The 14,489-nt window shown below is 71.6% G+C and carries 12 protein-coding genes; 11 read left to right on the top strand and 1 reads right to left on the bottom strand.

What is annotated here, in order from left to right; translation table 11 throughout:
• Window positions 1-210: 210 nt before the first annotated feature.
• From ACFQ58_RS11900 to ACFQ58_RS11950, 11 genes are all read left to right on the top strand, one after another.
• Window positions 211-1,992: an ABC-F family ATP-binding cassette domain-containing protein gene (locus ACFQ58_RS11900; protein WP_376951316.1), complete on the top strand. Its 1,782-nt coding sequence runs from the start codon at window positions 211-213 to the stop codon at window positions 1,990-1,992.
• 163 nt (window positions 1,993-2,155) lie between these two features.
• Window positions 2,156-3,274, top strand: coding sequence for an Rv2578c family radical SAM protein (locus ACFQ58_RS11905; RefSeq protein WP_376951317.1), 1,119 nt, complete (start codon window positions 2,156-2,158; stop codon window positions 3,272-3,274).
• 105 nt (window positions 3,275-3,379) lie between these two features.
• Window positions 3,380-4,687: a sensor histidine kinase gene (locus tag ACFQ58_RS11910; RefSeq protein ID WP_376951318.1), complete on the top strand. Its 1,308-nt coding sequence runs from the start codon at window positions 3,380-3,382 to the stop codon at window positions 4,685-4,687.
• The gene (locus tag ACFQ58_RS11915; protein ID WP_376951319.1) at window positions 4,684-5,823 is read left to right on the top strand and encodes a hypothetical protein; all 1,140 of its coding nucleotides are present in this window, start codon (window positions 4,684-4,686) and stop codon (window positions 5,821-5,823) included. Before ACFQ58_RS11910 ends, ACFQ58_RS11915 begins: the two co-directional genes overlap by 4 nt.
• The gene (locus ACFQ58_RS11920; RefSeq protein WP_376951320.1) at window positions 5,813-6,484 is read left to right on the top strand and encodes a response regulator transcription factor; all 672 of its coding nucleotides are present in this window, start codon (window positions 5,813-5,815) and stop codon (window positions 6,482-6,484) included. Before ACFQ58_RS11915 ends, ACFQ58_RS11920 begins: the two co-directional genes overlap by 11 nt.
• Window positions 6,485-7,102 carry a thymidine kinase gene (locus ACFQ58_RS11925; RefSeq protein WP_376951321.1) on the top strand — a complete coding sequence of 206 codons (618 nt, stop codon included), beginning with the start codon at window positions 6,485-6,487 and terminating at the stop codon, window positions 7,100-7,102.
• 164 nt (window positions 7,103-7,266) lie between these two features.
• The gene (locus tag ACFQ58_RS11930) at window positions 7,267-8,745 is read left to right on the top strand and encodes a sugar transferase (RefSeq protein ID WP_376951323.1); all 1,479 of its coding nucleotides are present in this window, start codon (window positions 7,267-7,269) and stop codon (window positions 8,743-8,745) included.
• A gap of 58 nt (window positions 8,746-8,803) precedes the next feature.
• Window positions 8,804-9,679: a glucose-1-phosphate thymidylyltransferase RfbA gene (gene rfbA / locus ACFQ58_RS11935; protein WP_376951324.1), complete on the top strand. Its 876-nt coding sequence runs from the start codon at window positions 8,804-8,806 to the stop codon at window positions 9,677-9,679.
• A complete protein-coding gene (gene rfbB, locus ACFQ58_RS11940; RefSeq protein ID WP_376951325.1) occupies window positions 9,676-10,686 on the top strand; it encodes a dTDP-glucose 4,6-dehydratase in 1,011 nt (336 codons plus the stop codon). Before rfbA ends, rfbB begins: the two co-directional genes overlap by 4 nt.
• Entirely contained in the window at window positions 10,683-12,107 is a 1,425-nt protein-coding gene (locus ACFQ58_RS11945; protein WP_376951326.1) for a sugar nucleotide-binding protein, read from the top strand. Before rfbB ends, ACFQ58_RS11945 begins: the two co-directional genes overlap by 4 nt.
• 32 nt (window positions 12,108-12,139) lie before the next feature.
• A complete protein-coding gene (locus tag ACFQ58_RS11950; RefSeq protein ID WP_376951327.1) occupies window positions 12,140-13,951 on the top strand; it encodes a DUF4012 domain-containing protein in 1,812 nt (603 codons plus the stop codon).
• Window positions 13,952-13,986: 35 nt separating this feature from the next.
• Here ACFQ58_RS11950 and ACFQ58_RS11955 read toward each other — a convergent pair whose 3' ends face one another.
• Entirely contained in the window at window positions 13,987-14,463 is a 477-nt protein-coding gene (locus ACFQ58_RS11955; protein WP_376951328.1) for a GtrA family protein, read from the bottom strand.
• Between the last annotated feature and the right edge of the window lie 26 nt (window positions 14,464-14,489).

The raw sequence follows: 14,489 nt of genomic DNA on the forward strand, positions 1-14,489 counted from the left end.
ACATCCGGGGTGTGCTCTTCGCACTGATCGCGACAGTGTTCGCGCGCGCTCCGACGACGGCAGATGCCCGGCGGGATCCACCTCCGTCCCGGGCCGTCGCCGCCGCCGTCGCGTGGCGCGCGACCGGTTCGACGCGTCGTCCGGTTCCGCGCTCATGCGACCGTGCGCGGCGGCGGCTCCGGGGCATTCTCGCGAAGGGGATCCACCCTCATGCCAGTCATCCACACTCCCACCACCCACCTGCGCGTCGACGGGCTGTCCGTCGCCTTCGGCGACCGGCGCGTGCTGTCCGACCTCGGCTTCGCCGTCGCGCCCGGCCAGCGGCTCGGCCTCATCGGCGAGAACGGCGCCGGCAAGTCGACGCTGCTCCGCGTGATCGCGCGCGCCGACGCCGATGGCGACGATCCCGTTCCCGGCGCGATCGTCTCGGGGCGCGTCGCGCGCCCGATCCGGACGGGCATCCTGCTGCAGGAGCTGCCGCTCGCCGACGACGCCGTCGTCGACGACGTGATCGAGTCGGCGGTCGCCGACGTGCGGGCGATCGAGCGCGAGCTCGACGCGGCCGCGCGTGCGCTGGCGAAGGCGGAGTCCGGGTCGGACCCGGGCACGGCCTCCGTCGATCCCGCGGAGCGCTACGCCGTCGCCCTCGAGGCGGCCGAGCGTGCCGACGTCTGGTCGGTCGACCGGCGGCGCGACGAGCTCCTCGACGGGCTCTGCGTCGCCGGCCTCGCCCTCGACCGCCGCATCGGCGAGCTCTCCGGCGGACAGCGCAGCCGGTTCGCCCTCGCGGCGTTGCTGCTGTCGTCGCCCGATGCGCTGCTCCTCGACGAACCCACCAACCACCTCGACGACGACGCCGCGGCGTTCCTCGAGGATCGGCTCCGGTCCTGGCGTGGGCCGGTCGTGTTCGCCAGCCACGACCGCGAGTTCCTCGACCGCGTCGCGACGGGGCTGATGGACCTCGATCCCGGACGGATCGGTGCGACGGCGGTCGCGAAGGCCGGCGGGGGTCGACCGAGCGGTGACGGTTCGCGCGAGGTCGTGCTCGCGGCATCCGTCGGCACGGTCTTCGGCGGCACCTTCAGCGAGTACCTCGGCGTGCGCGCCGACGAGCGTGCCCGCTGGGAGCGCCAGCACGACGACGAGCAGGCGGAGCTGCGCCGGTTGCGACTGGCCGTCGCCGAGTCGGCGCGCGCGGTCGCCCACGGCCGTGCCCCGACCGACAACGACAAGTTCCTCAAGCACTTCAAGCGTGAGGGCGTCGAGCAGGCGGTGTCGCGCAGGGTGCGCAACGCCGAGGCGCGGCTCACCGAACTCGAGCGCACCCAGCTGGCGGCGCCGCCCGCACCGCTGGCGTTCGCCGGGATCCCGTCGGGTTCGCACGTGCTCGATGACGAATCCGGCGCACTGCTGCAGGCCGCGGATGTCGCGGTCGACGGTCGGCTCGACCTCGGGAGGCTGCGCATCGAACCGGCGACCCGGCTGCTCGTGACCGGTGCGAACGGCGCGGGCAAGTCGACGCTGCTCGCGCTGCTCGCGGGTCGCCTCGTGCCCGACCGGGGCGTGCTGCATCGCCGGCGCGGGCTGCGGGTGGGGCTGCTCGAGCAGGACGTGCGGTTCGCCGATCCGGATGCCACGCCGCGAGCGATCTACGCGCGGACGCTGGGGGAGCGGCGCGCCGAGCGCGTGCCGCTCGCGGGACTCGGCCTCGTCGCACCCCGCGACCTGGACCGACCCGTCAGCCGCCTCTCGGTCGGACAGCAGCGCCGCCTCGCGCTCGCGCTCGTGATCTCGGCGCCGCCGCACGTGTTCCTGCTCGACGAGCCGACCAACCACCTCTCACTCGCGCTCGCGGGTGAGCTCGAGGAGGCGCTCGGCGGCTACCCGGGCGCGGTCGTGATCGCGAGTCACGACCGGTGGCTGCGGCGGCGCTGGGACGGCGAGACCCTCGCGCTCGAGGCGGCGTCGGCGCGGGCCGGCGTGGCCGCGTAAGCTGCGCCATCCCATCGCGAAACCGGGTGGAAAGGTATCCGCGGGATACCTTTCCACCCGAATCCGGCGGATCGACCGTCGCCGCGCGTCGGGGAGCCGGACGTCCGTCGGCGCACCGTGACATCCGCTTGCATGAAGTTCGAACGTATGTTCGAATTGAGCGGTGCGATGGAACGGACAGGAACTCGGTGTCGACCAGCCCGATGCGCTGCCGGGCCTGGCGCGGCTGAACAACCTCGTCCGCTCGGTGCAGACCCCCGAGTTCGCCGGCGTGACCTTCCACGAGGTGCTCGCGAAGTCGGCCCTCAACAAGGTCCCCGGCCAGTCGTACATGCCTTTCGGCTGGACCATCAACCCCTACCGGGGATGCACCCATGCATGCATTTATTGTTTTGCTCGGCCGACGCACAACTACCTGGACCTCGACGCCGGCGACGACTTCGACCGGCAGATCATCGTGAAGGTCAACGTCGCCGATGTCCTGCGGCGTGAGCTGGCGAGACCATCGTGGCGGCACGAGCCCGTGGCGCTCGGCACCAACACCGACCCGTACCAGCGTGCGGAGGGGCGCTACGCGCTGATGCCGGGCATCATCGAGGGGCTCGCCGGCAGCGGGACACCGTTCAGCGTGCTCACCAAGGGCACGCTGCTCCGCCGCGACCTCCCGCTGCTGGCGGCGGCGCGCGAACACGTGCCGGTCGACCTCGCGATGTCGATCGCGGTCTACGACGACGAGCTGCAGCAGTCGATCGAACCCGGAACCCCGTCGACGGCGGCCCGCCTGGCCACGGTCACCGCCGCTCGCGACGCCGGCTTCGACTGCTCGGTCTTCCTGATGCCGATCCTCCCGTACCTCACCGACACGCGCGCCCACCTCGACGAGGCACTGCGTCGTGCCAAGGCGGCGGGGGCCACGAGCATCATCTACTCGGCGCTGCACCTCCGCGGCGCCGTGAAGCCGTGGTTCTTCGAGTGGCTCGCCCGCGAGCATCCGGAACTCGTGCCCCGCTACCGCGCGATGTACCCCGGCTCGAGCGCCTACGCGCCATCCGAGTATCGCGACTGGCTCGCCGAGCGGATACGCCCGCTCATCCGGACGCACCGACTCGAGCGCGGCCGCGAGGACTCGGTGACCGGAGGCGTCCGATCCACCGCGCTCGGACGCCGCCCGAGACAAGCCGGTGCGCCGTCACGGGCCGACGCGGGAGCATCGCCGAACGGGCGCGGCTCGGAGCTCGGCGACGTCTCCCTCGATGCCGCGGCGCCCGCCATGCTGTTCTGACCGGTGTCGCCGCCCCTGGACGCCTGAGCGAAGATTCAGCAGCCCGGGCGCGAACTGCGATAATCCGGCAAGGGCCGCACCCCACCGGCCGGGATCGGAGCACGGATGACCCTCGGCTTGCCCGAGCATCTCGCGAGGGAATCCCTGAGTCGTGCACTTGCGCGTGCAGGGCAGTGCGCCGCCGCGGTATGCCTCGCCGCGGCACTGGTCCTCACTATCGCCTCGGCGGTCGCGGCTTCCGCTCCGACCGGCGAGGGTCCGGACCGGCAACGCGCGGCGCTCGCCGCGACCGTCCTGCTCTCGGTGCAGGCGCTGCTCCTCTATCTCGTCGCCCGGTACGAGACGGTCACCCTGACCGTGATGGCGCTCGTGGGCGGCACCGCCGCCGTCTTCGGGCTCACGGTCCTGCTGCTCGCGTCGGGCGACGTCGACTCGGCGGCCGACAACGCGCTCGTCGCGCTCTCGCGCGCCGCCCTCGTCCTCGTGGGCGGTGCGGGGATCGGGTCGGGCATCGCGATCACCTGGGCCGTGCTCGGCTGGGGCCTCGGCGAGGCGGCCGCGTTCCTCGGAGCGACCGTGATCGGCGCGCCCTGGGCGCCCAGCCTGCCGGCCCTCGCCGTGCTGACCATCGTGATCATCGCCCGCACCTTCGACGCCGCCGCGCGGCGCGCGGTCGATCGTCGAGAGACGGCGTTGCACCGGGCGAGCCAGCAGACCCGCGAGCTGACCATCCGGCACGACTACGAGCTTCGCGCCATCGCTCGGCTGCACGACACCGCGCTCAGCCACCTGATCTCGATCGCGACGGCGGGTTCGGGCGCGGTCGACGAGCGCCTGCGGAGCGCGATCCGGTCCGACCTCTCGCTCATCGTCGGCCGTGATTGGGCGGGCGACCACACCGAGGCTCACGGCGACGGGCTTCCACCGCGCACCGGCGCCGCCGTGCCGTCGGCCGCGAGCCCGTCGAGCCGTACGCCCGCCGACGGGGCTGCGGCGGTCGGGCCCGGGCCGGCCTTCCGAGCGTCGCCTCCGCCGCTGGCCGAGGCGCTCGGCATCGCGCGCGACGCGGGCGTGGCGGTGCACGTCGCCGGGTCGCCGGCCGCACTCGAGACGCTGGCGCCGGCTCGACGGGACGCGCTCGAGGCCGCCGTCGCCCAATGCCTGATCAACGTCGTCCGGCATGCCGGCGTCGACGAGGCCGAGGTCGCCGTCGACCCCGGCGACGGTGAGGTCACGGTCGTGGTGATCGACGGGGGCGCGGGCTTCGATCCCGACGCCGTTCCCGACGACCGCATCGGGCTGCGCACCTCGATCCGGGGGCGCATCGAGCAGGAAGGCGGCACCGCACGCATCTGGTCGCGCCCCGGGGTCGGCACCACCGTGGTCCTCACCGTTCCGGACGGTGCCCGATGAGCACCGGGATGCGGCTCACGCAGCAGGAGGTCGACCCGATCGGCGGCGTCGCCGCCGCTCCGCTCGTCGTCGTGGGCTCCGCGCTCGCGGTCGCGGTCGCGGTGAGCGTGACCGTGGCGCAGTGGGGTGAGGTCTCGGCGCCCGTGATCGCGCTGCTCGGGGTCGCACTCGTCGCGGGCGCGGGCATCGTCGCTTCCGCCTCGGCGCTGCCCGGCCGGAACCCGTTCACGGCGGATCGGCTCTGGGTCACGGTGAGCCTCGCCGTCGGGGGAGCGATCGCGGAATTCATCGCCACGATCGGCGCCGATCGCACGGGCTACGAGGACTACGGGCCGTTCGTGGTCGGCGCCCTGATCCTCGCAGTCGCACCGTACTGCACCTGGCTCTCACTGCTCGTGGCCGGCGGCATCGCCACCGCCGTGCTCGTCATCCTCGAGATCGGATCCGCCGATCCGTCGCTTCCGCGCGTGACCGCGGCGTCCCTCGTCCTCGTCGATGCCGTCACGGTGCTGGCGTTCGCCGCAGCCGCGGCGGGGTACTCCGCGGCGATCGTCCGCGAGACGCTCGCCTGGCAGCGACAGGCCAACGCGGCCGCACTCGAGCGCGACGCGGGCCTCCGCGCCGGCATCGCCAGATCGGTGCAGCAGGGGCGGGTCTCGGTGCTCGGCCGCGAGGTGCTCCCGTTCCTCGCGCACGTCATGAACGCCGACCGACTGACGGTCGCGGACGCCGACCGCGCCCGGGAGCTCGCCGAGGCGCTCCGTCGCGCCCTCAAGGCGGGCCTCGAATCGACCTGGCTCGACGACCTCGCCGCCTCCGTCTCCGCCGTGCGCGGCATCGTCGTTACGGTCGACGATCCCGGCGGCGTCGCGGCGCGACTGCGCAGCGACCAGCGCCCGGCCCTCACCGCGTTGGTCTCATGGCTGTCGGCCGGTGACCGGGCGCGCGCCATCCGATTGGCGGTGTCATCGGTCGACGGCACCGATCGCATCGTGCTCGAGTCGGAGTCGGGCGCTGCGCCGCCGACGCGTCGTGAGCTCGATCGGTTCGTCGCCGTCGGGCGGTCGGTCGGGCTGCGCGGCGATGTCGCCTCGACGCGAGAGAATATGCGCGTGGAGTTCCGCTATGACGCCTGAGCCCGCCGGGTCGAACCCGGTTCGCGTCGGCATCCTCGACGACCACGCCCTGATCGTCGACGGACTCGCGGGCTGGATCGACGAGCATGCCACCGATCTCCGGGTGGTCATCCGGACCACCCGCTGGCTGGACCTCGTCCGGCACCCCGAGTTCCCGGTCGACGTGGTGCTCATGGACCTCCAGCTCGGCGAGAGCATCTCGATCGAGTCGCGCATCCGCGCCTGCCGTGCGGCCGGAGCCGCGGTCGTCGTCGTGACCGCGCTCGACGACGAGACCTCCCGCGAGCGCTCGCTCGGGGCGGGCGCCGCCGCCTTCGTCTCCAAGACCCTACCGGTCGCCGACCTGGTGGCGATCGCGCGGCGGGTCGCCGCAGGTGAGCGGATGGCGCGCACTGGCGCCGCGACAACCGCCGGACACGAGCCATCCGACGACCTCGCCGCCCCGACCGACGCTGGACTGAGCGACGCCGAGCGTCGCGCGCTGGTGCTGTACGCGCAGGGACTCTCGACCGCAGAGGTGGCCCGGCAGATGTCGGTGGGCTACGAGACCGCGAAGACCTACCTGCGCCGCGCGCGCGACAAGTACGCCAAGGTCGGGCGCCCCGCCGGGCGCCGGGCCGAACTGATCCGCCGCGTGGCGGAGGACGGATTGCTCGAGTAGATGGCCAAGCTCTACTTCCGGTACGGCGCGATGAACTCGGGCAAGTCGACCGCGCTGCTCCAGGCCGCGTTCAACTACGAGGAGCGCGGCCACCGGGTGCTGCTCGCCAAGCCGACGGTCGACACGAAGGGCGACCGCAGCATCGTCTCGCGGCTCGGGGTGGTCAGGGACGTCGACTTCACGATCGCGCCCGACGATCCGGTGCTCGACGTCTTCCAACGCCATCGGACCCCGGTCATCGAGGAGCACGGTCGCGACGTGAGCTGCCTCCTCGTCGACGAGGCGCAGTTCCTCAGCGGCGAGCAGGTCGACGACCTGCTGCGGATCGCCCTGCTCGACGACATCCCCGTGCTCGCCTACGGCATCCGGACCGACTTCCAGACGGTGGCGTTCACCGGCAGCCGTCGCCTGCTCGAGATCGCGCACAGCCTCGAAGAGCTCAAGACGATCTGCCGGTGCGGTCGCAAGGCGATCTTCAACGGCCGGCGCATCGACGGCCGGTACGTCTTCGACGGCGACCAGGTGGCGATCGACGGGGCGGATGTCGCGTACGAGTCGCTCTGCGGGGTGTGCTACCTCCAGGAGAGCGGCGGCGTGCTGGACGGTCGGCACGGCTGACGAGCGACTCCGAACGTCGGCTCGCCCCAGTTCGGGGGTGAGTTGCTGCCGTCCCCTCTTGTGAGGACTCGGAATCGAGGTAACCTGACCATGCCCATCGACCCGACGATGGGACGCGCTCGGCCACGCGAACCCGAGGCGGGGGCCGGCGCCGGAGGTGAAGCATGACGCTCACTCGGCAGTCCGAGACCATCAGCCCTGCCGAGGCGGTCGCCGAATGGCAGCGCGCCTACGTGCGGCGCCTCCTCATCACCGACCTGGCGGTCATCCTCTTCGCGGTGTACGGATCGCAGTTCATCCGGTTCGGTACGTCCGGGACGTCGTTGCGCATTCCCGGCGTCGGCGAGCGCGCTGATGTCCTGATCAGCTACGCCGTGGTCTCCGCGCTCCTGGCTGCCGGATGGTTCGTCTCCCTCTCGCTGTTCGCGACACGTGATCGCACCGTCGTGGGCGCGGGCACGAGCGAGTACCGGCGCATCGCGGACGCCACGCTCCGCGTGTTCGCGATCCTCGCCATCGGCGCGTTCCTGCTTCGCTCCGAGATCGGCCGCGCGTACGTGCTCGTTGCCTTCCCGCTGGGACTGGTCCTGCTCATCACCGGCCGGTGGGCGTGGCGCAAGTGGCTGCTCCGGCAGCGCGTGCAGGGACGGTTCCTGCACCGCGCCATCCTGATGGGCGAGCGACAGAAGTCCGCGCACGTGGCCGAGCAGATCGCGCGCGACGGCGTCTCGGGGATCGAGATCGTCGGCGCGATCACCGAGCACGGTGAGTCGGCACGCGAGCTCGCACCCGGCATCCCCGTGCTCGGCGACTACGACAGCCTCGACCGCGTGCTCGGCGAGGCCCGCGCCGACACCGTGGTGTTCACGGGCGCCGACACGATCGACCCTCGCGGCATGCGCGAGCTCGGCTGGCGGCTCGAGACCACCTCGACGAACCTGGTGGTGGCTCCCGCGCTGACCGATGTCGCGGGCCCACGCATCCACGCCCGTCCCGTCGCGGGCCTTCCGCTCATCCAGGTCGACTATCCCGAGTTCTCGGGCCGGAAGTACGCGGCGAAGCGCGCGTTCGACCTCGTGGTCGCATCCGTCGCGCTCGTCGTGCTGAGCCCCCTCTTCCTGCTTATCGCGCTCACCGTGCGTCGCGACAGCCCGGGACCTGCGATCTTCTCGCAGGAGCGCGTGGGCCTCAACGGAACTCCGTTCCACATGCTGAAGTTCCGCTCGATGGTGATCGACGCCGAGACCCAGCTGCCGACCCTGCTCGACCGGACCGATGGGAACGGCGTGCTGTTCAAGATGCGCACCGACCCGCGAGTCACGCGGATCGGCGCCGTCTTGCGACGGTACAGCCTCGACGAGCTGCCGCAATTGGTCAACGTGCTGCGCGGCGAGATGTCGCTGGTCGGCCCGCGACCGCCCCTGGCGAGCGAGGTCGAGCGGTACGACGAGTGGGCACTCCGCCGACTGCTCGTGCGGCCTGGCATCACCGGGCTGTGGCAGACGCAGGGTCGATCCGACCTCTCGTGGGACGACAGCGTGCGTCTCGACCTCTACTACGTCGAGAACTGGTCGCTGACCGGCGACGTCATCATCCTGTACCGCACCGCACGGGCCGTGCTCCGGGCGCAGGGCGCGTATTGATGCCGCCGCCGGGTGCCGTGGCCACCGGCGGCCTCCCGGGTCGGGCAGAATCGAACCGATGAAGGGCATCATCCTCGCCGGCGGCTCGGGCACGCGGCTGCACCCGATCACGCTCGGCATCTCGAAGCAGCTGGTTCCCATCTACGACAAGCCGATGGTGTACTACCCGCTGAGCACGCTCATGCTCGCCGGCATCCGCGAGATCCTGGTGATCACCACGCCCCATGACGCGCCGCAGTTCCAGCGGCTCCTCGGCGACGGGTCCCGGTTCGGCATCGAGCTGCGGTACGCCGAGCAGTCCGCCCCCGAGGGCCTGGCGCAGGCGTTCATGATCGGAGCCGACTTCATCGGTGGCGACGAGGTCTGCCTCGTGCTCGGGGACAACATCTTCTACGGGCCCGGGCTGGGTACGCGGTTGGCGCGCTTCAGCGGGCTCGACGGCGCGGCCGTCTTCGCCTACCGGGTGTCCGACCCGACGGCGTACGGCGTGATCGAGTTCGACGGCGACGGGCGGGCCGTCTCCATCGAGGAGAAGCCGGCCGATCCACGCAGCGACTTCGCCGTGCCCGGCATCTACTTCTACGACAACGACGTGGTGTCCATCGCCGGGTCGCTCCGGCCGTCGGCGCGCGGCGAGTACGAGATCACCGACGTCAACGCCGCGTACCTCGCCGCAGGCCGGCTGCACGTCGAGGTGCTCCCGCGCGGCACCGCTTGGCTCGACACCGGCACCGTGGACTCGCTGTCCGAGGCGACCGAGTTCGTGCGCACGATCGAGCGCCGCCAGAGCCTCAAGATCGGGGCGCCAGAAGAGGTGGCCTGGCGGCAGGGATGGCTCGGCGACGACGACCTGCGGACGCGGGCCGAGGAGCTGCGCAAGTCCGGCTACGGCGCGTACCTGCTCGGCCTCGTCGAACGGGGGAAGGACGCATGAGCACCCTGCTCGTGACCGGGGGTGCCGGGTTCATCGGGTCCAACTTCGTGCGCCATGTGCTCGAGCGCACGGCCCACGACGTCGTCGTGCTCGACAGGCTCACCTATGCCGGCAACCTCGCCTCCCTCGACGGGCTGCCCGACGAACGGTTCCGCTTCGTCCGCGGCGACATCGCCGATGCGCCGCTCGTCGAGGAGCTCGTCGGGCGCCTCGACCCGGCGACCGATGCGATCGTCCACTTCGCCGCGGAGTCGCACAACGACAACTCGCTCGCCGGTCCGCGGCCGTTCGTCGACACCAACGTCGTCGGCACCTTCGTGCTGCTCGAGGCCGCGCGCGGCCGCGACATCCGGTTCCACCACATCTCGACCGACGAGGTGTACGGCGACCTCGAGCTGGACGACCCGGCACGCTTCACCGAGGAGACCGCGTACCGGCCGTCCAGCCCGTACTCCGCGACCAAGGCGGCGTCCGACCTGCTGGTGCGCGCGTGGGTGCGCAGCTACGGGCTGCGAGCGACCATCAGCGGGTGCTCGAACAACTACGGCCCCTACCAGCACGTCGAGAAGTTCATCCCGCGCCAGATCACGAACGTGCTGCGCGGCGCGCGCCCGAAGCTCTACGGCAGCGGCCTGAACGTGCGCGACTGGATCCACGTCGAGGACCACTCGAGCGCCGTCCTCGCGATCCTCGAGCGAGGGCGCATCGGCGAGACATACCTCATCGGGGCCGACGGCGAGCGCAACAACGTTCAGGTCGTCGAGGAGCTCCTCGACCTGCTCGGACACCCGCGCGACGCCTACGACCTGGTTCCCGATCGGCCGGGGCACGACCTGCGGTACGCGATCGACGCGACCAAGCTCCGCCGCGAGACCGGCTGGTCGCCTCGCTTCACCGACTTCCGCGACGGCCTCGCCCGCACGGTCGAGTGGTACCGCGCCAACGAGTCGTGGTGGGCGCCGCAGAAGGACGACACCGAGGCGCGGTACGCGGAGCTCGGGCGGTGAGCGGGAGGGCCGCGCCGCTCGGCGTGCGCGAGACGGCGATCGCGGGACTGCTCACCGTCGACCTGCCCCTGCACGGCGACGCACGCGGGTGGTTCAAGGAGCACTGGCATCGCGACAGGATGGTCGCGCTCGGACTACCCGACTTCGGGCCCGTGCAGCAGAACCTCTCGTACAACGCCGCCGTCGGCACGACCCGCGGCTTCCACGCCGAACCGTGGGACAAGTACCTCGGCGTCGCGAGCGGGCGGGCCTTCGGCGCGTGGGTCGACCTTCGCGAGGGGAGCGGCTTCGGACGCACCGTGACGCTGGAGCTCGGACCCGGAACCGCCGTCTTCGTGCCCCGCGGGGTCGCGAACGCGTTCCAGACCCTCGAGCCCGACACCGTCTACTCGTACCTCGTCAACGACCACTGGTCGCCGGATGCCGCGTACCCGGCGATCAACCTCGGCGATCCGGTGCTCGGCGTCGAGTGGCCCGTTCCGCTCGACCGGGCGATCGTCTCCGACAAGGACCGTGCGAATCCGCCGCTCGCGCAGGCGACCCGCGTTCCGCCGCTGCGCACGGTGGTGCTCGGCGCCGACGGGCAGCTCGGCCGGGCCCTGCGCGGCGCGTATGCCGGCGAGTCCGACGGCTCGGTGCGATTCCTCACGAGACACGACCTCGACCTGCGCGATGCCGACGCGATCCGCGAGCATGACTGGTCGGGCGTCGGCACCATCGTCAACGCTGCCGCGTACACCGCGGTGGATCTCGCCGAAGCCGAAGGCCGCGCCGACGCCTGGGCGGTGAACGCGGTCGCGGTCGGCGCGATCGCCGACGTGGCGCGCCGCCGCCGGATGACGCTCGTCCACGTCTCGACCGAGTACGTGTTCGACGGCTCGCGCCACCCGCACCGGGAGGATGAACCGCCGTCGCCGCTCGGCGCGTACGGGGCGTCGAAGGCCGCGGGAGAGCTCGCCGCGCAGGGCGTCGCCCGCCACTACCTCGTGCGGACCAGCTGGGTCGTCGGCGACGGGCCGAACTTCGTGCGGACGATGCGTCGATGCGCCGAGGACGGGACCGATCCCACCGTCGTCACCGACCAGACCGGGCGCCCCACGTTCGCGGACGAGCTGGCCCGTGGCATCCGGCACCTGCTCGACAGCGGTGCGCCCTACGGCGTCTACCACCTCTCGAACGCCGGACCGGTGGTGTCGTGGTTCGACCTCGCGCGCGCCGTCTTCAGGGAGCTCGGCCACGACCCCGACCGCGTCACCCCGACCACCGCCGCAGCGTACGCGACCCGGTTCGCGACGGCGGGCAGGCCGGTCGCTGCGAGGCCGTCGCACAGCGAGTTCGACCTGTCGAAACTGCGCGCCACCGGATTCGAGCCCGAACCCGCCGAGATCGCGCTTCGGCATCATCTCCTGCGTCATCGGTGATCTCCCGGCGTTCTCCGAATACGATGTGTCGCGTGAGTCCACGATCGAGCGACCGACCGAAGAAGCCGCTGGCGCGCAGCGCGCGGCTGTGGGTGCCCGTGACGCTCGGCGTGCTGCTGCTCGCCATCATCGGGATCGGCGTCGCCGGCTGGCAGATCGCCGAGCGCGGCCTGGCCGCGAAGGACGAGCTCGAACAGGCCATCCCGCTCGCGAAGAAGGCGCAGGAGCAGGTCCTCGCCGGCGACCAGGCCGGCGCGACGGCCACCGTCGACGAGCTCGCCGTGCACGCCGCCGAGGCCCGGCGGCTGACCGACGACCCCCTCTGGCGGGCCTTCGAGTGGGTCCCGGTGGCCGGCCCGAACCTCCAGGCCGTTCGCGTCGCGTCCACGTCGGTCGACCAGCTCGTCGACGGCGTGGTGCGACCCGCGACCACGCTCAGCCTCGATGCGTTGAAGCCCGCCGGCGGGGCGATCGACCTCGTGGCGCTCGCCGACCTGTCGAACGTCATCAAGGGCGTGGCCGACACGATCGACCAGGTCTCGACCGAGCTCGCCTCGGTCGAGCGCGACCAGCTCATCGGGCCCGTCGCCGACGGCATAGGGCAGCTCGACGAGGCGGTCGGACAGGTGGAGCCCATGATCGGCCCGGCCAGCACGGCCCTCGAGGTGCTCCCCAAGGCACTGGGCGCCGACGGACCGCGAAACTACCTGCTGTTGTTCCAGAACAACGCCGAAGCACGCGGCACCGGCGGCAACCCGGCCGCGCTGCTGCTCGTCAATGTCACCGACGGCAAGATCACCATCGCCCAGCAGGCGTCCAGCAGCGACTTCCAGAACGGCCGCGCGACGCCGATCGTCGAGCTCGATCCCGAGACCGAGGCCCTGTACGGCGACAAGATCGGCCGCTACATGATGGATGTCACGCTGACGCCCGACTTCGCGGAGACGTCCGAGTTGATCCGCGCGTGGTGGGCCGAGTCGTTCGGTTCCCAGGTCGACGGCGTGATCTCGTTCGATCCCGTGGCGCTGGGTTACCTGCTCGGCGCGACGGGGCCGGTCACCCTGCCGAGCGGCGAGAAGCTCACGGCCGACAACACCGCGAGCACGGTCCTCAACGAGGTGTACTTCCGGTACGACGAGCCCGAGGCACAGGACGCGTTCTTCGCGGCCGCGGCGGCCTCGGTGTTCAAGGTGATCACGTCGGGTTCCGGCGAGACGGACGCGCTCGTCGAAGCGCTCGCTCGTTCGGTCGACGAGGGCCGGCTCATGTACGCGCCGTCCGACGCCGCCGAGGCCGAGTTCATCGCGGGCTCGCGCATCACCGGCGCCCTTCCTGCCGACAACGACCTGCAGAGCGTCGTCGGTGTCTACGTCAACGACGTCACGCAGGGCAAGATGGACTACTACCTGCAGCTCGACGCCACCGCGGCCACGGACTCCTGCACCGTCGACTCCGGAACCGCCCCGACGTTCACCACCACCGCCACGCTCACTTCGACCGTGCGCCCAGAAGACGTCGATGGGCTCGCGGAGTACATCGCGACCGGCAAGTACTTCCCCAAGGGCGACATCTCATCCGACGTGGTGCTGTACGGGCCGGTCGGGTCGACGTTCCAGTCGGCGAAGCTCGATGGGGCGCCGGCCGCCGTCACCCCGCTGACCCACCTCGGCCGACCTGCCGTGAAGATCAACGTGCGCAACCTGCCCGGGTCGGCCCATGCGGTCACTGCGGTGTTCAGTGGGACGGCCGGCGCGGCGTACGGCCCGCTCGAGGTCTGGCACACCCCGCTCGTGCGCCCGGCGAACGTGACCATCGACGCGCCCGGCTGCGCCGCGGCGGGCTGAGGCCGACGACCGACCGGCCCGGTGGCGGGCGCCGGCTACGCAGTGTGCGTGGGCGTCGGCTGCGCGGCCTTGGGCTTGCGCACGCCGCGGAACACGACGTAGTGGTACAGCAGGAACCGGAGCATCACCACGACGATGATGCTCGCGAGGTTCACGATGTTCACCGCGAACGGGCCGGCCTCGCGGCCGAGCAGCGCCGAGGCCGCGAGCACGCCCACCCAGACGATCAGCGCGCCGAGCGCCGTGCATGCGGCGTTGACGATGACGAAGAGCGTGATTTCCATCGCGCGGGTGTGCCCACCGCGGTCGCGGAACGTCCACTCGCGGTTGCCGAGGTAGGCGTTCACGAGCGCCACGAGCGAGGCGATGACCTTCGATGCGACGAGGTCGACGCCGAGCACGAGGTACAGCAGGTTGAACACCACGATCTCGATGAGCGTGCTGACGGCGCCCACGGTGAGGAACCGTGCGCCGAGGCCGGCGATCCGGCGCCATCGAGCATGCTGTGACATCTGCACTACGCTACTACGCGAGCCTG

The sequence above is a fragment of the Agromyces sp. NPDC056523 genome, assembly GCF_042794545.1.
Lineage (GTDB): Bacteria > Actinomycetota > Actinomycetes > Actinomycetales > Microbacteriaceae > Agromyces.

Coding starts and splice junctions, on each gene's coding strand:
- ACFQ58_RS11920 (WP_376951320.1), top strand. CDS start 5,813: ATGACGCCTGAGCCCGCCGGGTCGAACCCGGTTCGCGTCGGCATCCTC.
- rfbB (WP_376951325.1), top strand. CDS start 9,676: ATGAGCACCCTGCTCGTGACCGGGGGTGCCGGGTTCATCGGGTCCAAC.
- ACFQ58_RS11900 (WP_376951316.1), top strand. CDS start 211: ATGCCAGTCATCCACACTCCCACCACCCACCTGCGCGTCGACGGGCTG.
- ACFQ58_RS11925 (WP_376951321.1), top strand. CDS start 6,485: ATGGCCAAGCTCTACTTCCGGTACGGCGCGATGAACTCGGGCAAGTCG.
- ACFQ58_RS11910 (WP_376951318.1), top strand. CDS start 3,380: ATGACCCTCGGCTTGCCCGAGCATCTCGCGAGGGAATCCCTGAGTCGT.
- rfbA (WP_376951324.1), top strand. CDS start 8,804: ATGAAGGGCATCATCCTCGCCGGCGGCTCGGGCACGCGGCTGCACCCG.
- ACFQ58_RS11915 (WP_376951319.1), top strand. CDS start 4,684: ATGAGCACCGGGATGCGGCTCACGCAGCAGGAGGTCGACCCGATCGGC.
- ACFQ58_RS11955 (WP_376951328.1), bottom strand. CDS start 14,463: ATGTCACAGCATGCTCGATGGCGCCGGATCGCCGGCCTCGGCGCACGG.
- ACFQ58_RS11930 (WP_376951323.1), top strand. CDS start 7,267: ATGACGCTCACTCGGCAGTCCGAGACCATCAGCCCTGCCGAGGCGGTC.